We start from the raw sequence: 6,624 nt of genomic DNA, 5'->3' as shown, positions 1-6,624 counted from the left end.
ACTCCCTTCGCCGGAATGACCCGGATCAGGTTCGGACGGTCGGAGGCCGCCGCAGCCTCCCTCTCAGCCCGGTGGCGTCCGGGCTCCCGCGTCTCTCGGCCCCAGCGTACTCCCGGTGCGGCGGCGTGCCAGGGGGCGCCCTCGGGGCGCGGGCCTCCCCGGCGGAGGGGGTCCCGCCCTCCCGGGCAGCCGACAGTAGGGTGATCGTGTGAGTGAGAGTCAGACGCACGGAGTTGTGATCGTCGGCGCGGGAATGGCGGGCGTCCAGACCGCCGTCCAGCTGCGCGAGCACCACTGGCCCGGCCCCATCCGCCTGATCGGTGCCGAGCCGCACCAGCCGTACGACCGTCCGCCGCTCTCCAAGGCCGTCCTGCTGGGCGGCGACAGCGCGACGGCGGACCCGGCCTACGACATCGACTTCGCAGCCCTCGATATCGAACTGGAGCTCGGCCGCACCGTCACAGGACTGCGCCCCGACGCCCGTCTGCTGGACACCGACGCGGGCCCGGTGCACTACGACCGGCTCGTGCTCGCCACCGGCGCCGAGCCCGTGGCGCTGCCGGGCAGCGAGGGCGTGCCCGGGGTGCATCTGCTGCGCACCCTGGACGACGTCGGCCGGCTGCGGCCGGTGCTGGCGGCGAAGGGCGAGCTGGTGGTCGTCGGCGCGGGCTGGATCGGTGCCGAGTTCGCGACGGCGGCCCGGGAGCGCGGCTGCCGGGTGACCGTCGTGGAGGCGGCGGACCGGCCGCTGCCGGGCGCGCTGCCCGCCGAGGTCACCGAGCCGATGCGGGCCTGGTACGGGGAGAGCGGCGCCGTCCTGCGCACGGGCGCGGCGGTGGCGGCCGTCGAGCCCGGGGGCGTGCAGCTGGCGGACGGTACGCGGCTGCCCGCCGACGCCGTACTCGTCGGGATCGGGGCCCGGCCCGCGACCGGGTGGCTGCGCGGCTCCGGGGTGGAGCTGGGGGAGCACGGCGAGGTCCGCGCGGACGCCGAGCTGCGCACCGGCGTCGAGGACGTCTGGGCGGTCGGCGACTGCGCCTCCTTCCCCTCCGCCCGGTACGGCGAGCGGCTGCTGGTGCACCACTGGGACAACGCCCTGCAGGGCCCGCGCACCGTCGCGGCCAACCTGGTCGCCGGAGAGCACCCGGACAGCGCCGCCGAGCGGGTCGCCTACGACCCGGTGCCGTACTTCTGGTCGGAGCAGTTCGGGCGGTTTGTCCAGTACGCCGGATACCACCGGCCGGATGACACGCTGGTGTGGCGGGGCGACCCGGCGGATGCCGCCTGGTCGGTGTGCTGGCTGCGCGACGGGCGGCTGACGGCGCTGCTGGCGGTCGGCCGGCCGAGGGATCTGGCGCAGGGCCGCAGGCTGATGCTCGGCCCGGCTCCGCTGGACGAGGCCCTGGTCGCGGACCCGGCCGTCGCCCTGAAGAAGGCCGCGCGGTAGTGACTGTCGGCGCGGGGTGGCACTCTGGGGAGTGTGACCGAGATTGACGCAAAGACCGACGCCCTCGTCCCCGCCTGGCTCACTCTTCCCGACGCCGCCGAGAACCTCGGTGTCGAAGTGACCCGCGTGCGGCAGCTCGTGAAGGAGGGCCAGCTGATCGCGGTGCGGCGGGAGGCGGAGAGCGGAAACCGGGTGCTGCAGGTGCCCGCCGACTTCCTCGCCGAAGGCAGGGTCGTCAAGGGCCTCGCCGGCACCATCACGCTGCTCAAGGACGACGGTTTCAGCGACGAGGAGATGCTGGAGTGGCTGTTCACGGAGGATGACACCCTGCCGGGCTCGCCCGTGCGCGCCCTGCGGGAGAACCGCGGGACCGAGGTGAAGCGCCGCGCACAGGCGCTCGCCGTCTGACCGCACGCCACGTCCACCGGGCGCATGGGCCGCCGCGGCCCATGCGCCCCTTTCCGGGGGAGCACCGCCACCATGACCGGGACCGGAGCCGCGCGGCGGCTGGCCGCCGCGCGGCTGTATCTGTGCACCGGCGCGCGCCGGGAGCGCGGCGATCTCGCGGCCTTCCTGGACGCGGCGCTCGCGGGCGGCGTCGACATCGTGCAGCTGCGGGAGAAGGGCATGGAGGCGGCCGAGGAGCTGGAGCACCTGGCCGTCGTCGCGGACGCCTGCCGCCGCCACGGCAAGCTGCTCGCGGTGAACGACCGCGCGGACGTCGCGCACGCGGCGCGCTCCGACGTGCTGCACCTCGGCCAGGGCGACCTGCCGGTCCCGGCGGCGCGCGCCCTGCTCGGGGACGACGTGCTGATCGGGCGCTCCACCCACACGCCGGCCGAGGCGGACGCGGCGATGACCGAGCCCGGCGTGGACTACTTCTGCACCGGCCCCTGCTGGCCGACCCCCACCAAGCCGGGCCGCCCGGCCCCCGGCCTGGCCCTGGTGCGGCACACCGCGGCGCGGGCGCCCGAGCGGCCGTGGTTCGCCATCGGCGGGATCGAAGCGGGCACGCTCGACCAGGTGCTGGAGGCCGGGGCGCGGCGGGTGGTGGTCGTCCGCGCGATCACGGAGGCGGACGACCCGTACGAGGCCGCGGCGGGCCTCGCCCGCCGCCTCAGCGAGGCTGAGCAGGGCTGACGCGGTGCGCGGGGCGGCCCCTGCCCGCCCGTGAACCGGGGTTCCGGAATCATGGAACGCCGAGTCGGAGGTTTAGACATCTGTCGCGGATGAAGCGGGCAGATGGGGGCGTAACACCGCTGTCCCGATCCTCCCCCCGGCACCTGCCGCTAACCTGCACGTATGGCCATCGGTATCTCAGCTCCCAGGACAGACCGTCCGCTGACCGTGCGCGAGCTGCTCGCGACCGGAAAGCAGTCCTTCTCCTTCGAGTTCTTCGCACCGAAGACGGAGAAGGGCGAGCGGACCCTGTGGGACGCGCTGCGCCGTATCGAGGCAGTGTCGCCGACCTTCGTATCGGTGACCTACGGCGCGGGCGGATCCTCCCGCGAGGGCACCGTACGCAACACCGAGCGCATCGCCACCGAGACCACGCTCACCCCGGTCGCCCACCTCACCGCAGTCAGCCACTCGCGCACCGAGCTGCGCAACGTCATCGGGCAGTACGCCGACGCGGGCATCCGCAATGTGCTCGCCATCCGGGGTGATCCTCCCGGAGACCCCACCGGCGAGTGGGTGAAGCACCCCGAGGGGCTCACGTACGCCGCCGAGCTCGTCGAACTCGTCAAGGAGTCCGGGGACTTCTGCGTGGGTGTCGCCGCGTTCCCCGAAATGCATCCGCGGTCCGCCGACTGGGACACCGATATCCGGCATTTCGTCAACAAGTGCCGGGCCGGTGCGGATTACGCCATCACCCAGATGTTCTTCCGCGCGGAGGACTATCTTCGGCTGCGGGACCGGGTGTCGGCCGCCGGTTGCCAAACCCCGATCATCCCGGAGATCATGCCGGTCACCAACGTGCGGCAGATCGAGCGGTTCGCGCAGCTGAGCAACGCGACCATCCCTCAGGAGATGGCAGAGCGACTCCGGGCGGTCGAGGACGATCCGGCGGCTGTACGCTCGGTCGGTATCGAGTACGCCACGGAGATGAGCGCGAGGCTGCTGGCCGAGGGTGTCCCCGGCCTCCACTTCATCACGCTCAACCACTCCACGGCGACGCTGGAGATCCACCAGAATCTGGGGCTGCACGACAGGTCCCCGGCGTAACGACGCCATACGGAGCAGCGGGAAGAGGGGCGTTCCATGGGCTTGATGACGGTCCTCTACATCGCATTCGGAATCGTCGCGCTCTGGCTGCTCGGTGAGGTCCTGCTCCAGTACAAGGCCCGGCTGCGCTGGCGGCTGCTGGCCTTCGCCGGGTTCATGGGCGTCGTGGTGGGCGCGGTGCTGCCGTCCGTGATCGTGATCGGGGTCGGTATCGCCGCGTTCGCGACCGGCCAGGCGTTCGTCACGCTGTCGTACCGCCGCGGCTTCTCGACCGGCTGGGCGCTCGGCGGTTCGCCGGGCTCCAGCCGGCGCCGCCGCGGCGCCCCGCCGGTGCCGGAGGCCGACCCCTCGTTGGAGATCACCGGTCTGGAGCCGGGGTACGACCCGGGCCCGGCCCCGGGCGCCGCGCCCGGCGAGGTGCCCGGCGAGGTGCCGGGGATGGCGCCCGACGCCGTGCCGGACTACGCCGGGACCGGCTATCCGCCGTACCCGGACCCGGCGGCCGAGACCCAGATCCAGCCCGGCTACGGCGACTACCCGCCGCCCGCACCGTCCGCGCCCCCGGCCCCGCCGGTCGCACCGGGCGAGATGCCCGCCGAGCAGACGCAGGCGTTCGCGTACGACGAGCAGCAGGGGTACGCGGCGTACGCGGAGCAGTACGCGGGCGAGGCGTACGGTCAGTACCCCGGCTACGGGTACGACTACGAGTACGGCGGGGGCGCCGTGCCGCAGCCGCCACAGGCGCAGCAGGGATACGCGGACTACTCGAACTACCCGGGCTACTCGGATTACCCGGACTACTCGGACTACGCGGCGCCGGGCGCGCCGCCCGCCGAGCCGTACTATCCGGACACGCCGCCCGGTGGGGTGTGGGTGCCGCAGCAGCGGGACGGCGCCGGAGCCGCGCCCCCGTACGGTGCCCCGGAAGAGCAGCAGCCCTATCCGTACGGCTACTACGAGGAGCCCCGCGGCCACTGAGGCGGCGCCTCCGGTGTGCTGTCCGCCGGGCCCTTCCGAGGGGCTGGGTCGGGGCTGCCCTGTGCTGTCGCGTCGCAGGCTGCGGGTGTTCTCTGGCTGGTCGCGCAGTTCCCCGCGCCGCTTCGGGGCGCTTCAGGGTCGCGACCGGTCAGAACACCCGCGCGCTGCGACCCGGCAGGATCCGCCGGACACGGCCTACGCGGAGCCGCGCCAGTCCGGGCCCTCCACGATCAGGCCGGTGGCCAGGGCGCCGGACATGCCCGCGTGGGCCAGTCCGCCGCCGGGGTGGGCCCAGCCGCCCACCGCGTACAGCCCCCGTAGCGCCGTCTGGTTGGGCGGCTGCAGCAGTGCCCCGCCGCCGCCCGCGAGGGCCGGGGGCGGGACCTGGCCGCCCGGGGCGCCGGTCTCCCGCTCGTCGTCGCGCGGGGTGCGCACCTCGCGCCACAGCACCCGGGCGCCCAGCCCCAGCCCCGCCGCGTCGGCGGCCGCGAGCAGCCCGTCCGCGATCCGCTCGCCCGCCGCGCGGTCGCCGACGGCGCCGACCGGAACCGGAACCGTGAGGACCGCCGACTCGTGCGCGCCGTCCGGGCGCAGGGCCGGGTCGTCCGGGCGCAGCACCGTCAGCGGCGGCCCGCCGGCCGGGCCCGGCAGCCCCGGCGCGCGCACATTGTGCACCAGGGTGCGGTGCGGCGTGCCCTCCGGGCGTGCGCCCCGGAGCGCGAGCAGCACCGTGAGCCGCGCGGAGCCGCTGGGCCACTCGTTCCGGCCGGGCCGCAGCCCCGGGCCGCTGCCCAGGACCACCGTGTCGGCGTCCACCAGCGAGCCGTCCGCCAGCTCGACCCCGGCGGCGGCGCCGTCCTTCTCCCGGACGCCCGCCGCTGCGGCGCCGAAGCGGAACTCGACCCTGCGCGCCCGGCACCGCTCGTACAGCGCGTTCGCCAGCGTCCGCACGCCGCCCCGTACGTACCAGGTGCCGAAGGAGTCCTCCAGATACGGCAGGACGGCGGCGCCTGCCGGGGTCACTGCCGGGTCGAGGCCCCAGACCCGCGCGTAGCTCTCCAGCAGCGCGGCCAGCCGGGGGTCGCGCAGCTCGTCCGCCGCGATCTCGGCGAGCGTGGGCCCGGAGGCACCCCCTGTCCGAAGAGCCCGGCGGAGGCGCAGCAGGCCCTTTCCGCGCAGCGCCGGGTAGCCGGTGTCGTGGGCCGGCCCGGTACGGGAGCCGGGCGCGTCGCGCAGCGGCTCCTCCAGCAGCGGGCGGCGGGTGGTCTCCCAGGCGTCGCGCGCCCGGTTCAGCAGCTCCGTCCAGCGCTCCCCGGCCCCGGCGCCCAGCGCCTCGTCCAGCGCGGCCCGCACCGTGCCGCGTGCGGCGTTCGGCAGGGTCAGGACGGTGCCGTCCGGGAAGACATGGCGGGCCGCGGGGTCCACCCGGACCGTCTCCACGCACGACTCCAGCGGCTCGCGGCCGGTCTTGAGGAAGAGGTCGCGGTAGACGGCGGGCAGCCGCAGCAGCCCGGGGCCGGTGTCGAAGGCGAAGCCGTCGCGCGCGTAGCGGCGCACCGCGCCGCCGTAGGTGTCCGTGCGCTCCAGCACCGTGACCCTGTTCCCGGCGACGGCCAGCCGCGCCGCCGCCGCCATCGCGCCCATGCCCGCGCCGATCACCGCGATACGTGCCATGGTCCGCGACTCTATCCGGAGCCCTGGACTGGGCAGACATCGGATAGGCGCCCCCGGCACCGCCGTGAGTACGGCGCGGTAACCCGTCTGGGGCGCCGTGCGGACGGCTGGGTAGTGCTACTCAGACGCCGGGTTGAGTAGCCGCGCGGATGGGGCCCCACCTGCGAGAACGGCACAGTGATGAACACGGCGAGTGCGCGGCGCCGGAACCGCCGACACGGGGCGGCGGAACGGTCCGTGCGCTCTCCCGGGGGGCCCGGAGGCGGAGCACTCCGGGCATGGGGGATACGGGGGCAGGG

At 74.9% G+C, this 6,624-nt stretch carries 6 protein-coding genes and 1 riboswitch; of the genes, 5 read left to right on the top strand and 1 reads right to left on the bottom strand.

The window, feature by feature from the left end; all coding sequences use genetic code 11:
- A riboswitch (TPP riboswitch) is annotated at positions 1 to 100 on the bottom strand. This riboswitch is flagged as partial in the annotation.
- 108 nt (positions 101 to 208) lie between these two features.
- The 5 genes from G5C65_RS28585 (at position 209) to G5C65_RS28565 (ending at position 4,651) form a co-directional block, all read left to right on the top strand.
- On the top strand, positions 209 to 1,447 hold the full coding sequence (locus G5C65_RS28585) for an FAD-dependent oxidoreductase (protein ID WP_165301931.1): 1,239 nt from the start codon (positions 209 to 211) through the stop codon (positions 1,445 to 1,447).
- 33 nt (positions 1,448 to 1,480) lie between these two features.
- Positions 1,481 to 1,855 (top strand): Rv2175c family DNA-binding protein, encoded by a 375-nt coding sequence (locus G5C65_RS28580; RefSeq protein ID WP_165301930.1) that lies wholly within the window; start codon positions 1,481 to 1,483, stop codon positions 1,853 to 1,855.
- A gap of 72 nt (positions 1,856 to 1,927) precedes the next feature.
- A complete protein-coding gene (thiE, locus tag G5C65_RS28575; RefSeq protein ID WP_165301929.1) occupies positions 1,928 to 2,587 on the top strand; it encodes a thiamine phosphate synthase in 660 nt (219 codons plus the stop codon).
- 162 nt (positions 2,588 to 2,749) lie between these two features.
- The gene (metF, locus tag G5C65_RS28570; RefSeq protein WP_165301928.1) at positions 2,750 to 3,673 is read left to right on the top strand and encodes a methylenetetrahydrofolate reductase [NAD(P)H]; all 924 of its coding nucleotides are present in this window, start codon (positions 2,750 to 2,752) and stop codon (positions 3,671 to 3,673) included.
- Positions 3,674 to 3,709: 36 nt separating this feature from the next.
- Entirely contained in the window at positions 3,710 to 4,651 is a 942-nt protein-coding gene (locus G5C65_RS28565) for a threonine/serine exporter family protein (protein ID WP_165301927.1), read from the top strand.
- A 195-nt stretch (positions 4,652 to 4,846) separates the two neighbouring features.
- On the opposite strand, the gene G5C65_RS28560 is transcribed toward G5C65_RS28565, so the two are convergent.
- On the bottom strand, positions 4,847 to 6,325 hold the full coding sequence (locus tag G5C65_RS28560) for a phytoene desaturase family protein (RefSeq protein ID WP_165301925.1): 1,479 nt from the start codon (positions 6,323 to 6,325) through the stop codon (positions 4,847 to 4,849).
- Positions 6,326 to 6,624: the final 299 nt, after the last annotated feature.

Origin of the sequence: Streptomyces boncukensis (assembly GCF_011045075.1) — a bacterium.
Lineage (GTDB): Bacteria > Actinomycetota > Actinomycetes > Streptomycetales > Streptomycetaceae > Streptomyces > Streptomyces boncukensis.
Note: the sequence above shows the minus strand (reverse complement) of the source record. Positions and strands in the feature narration are given on the sequence as shown.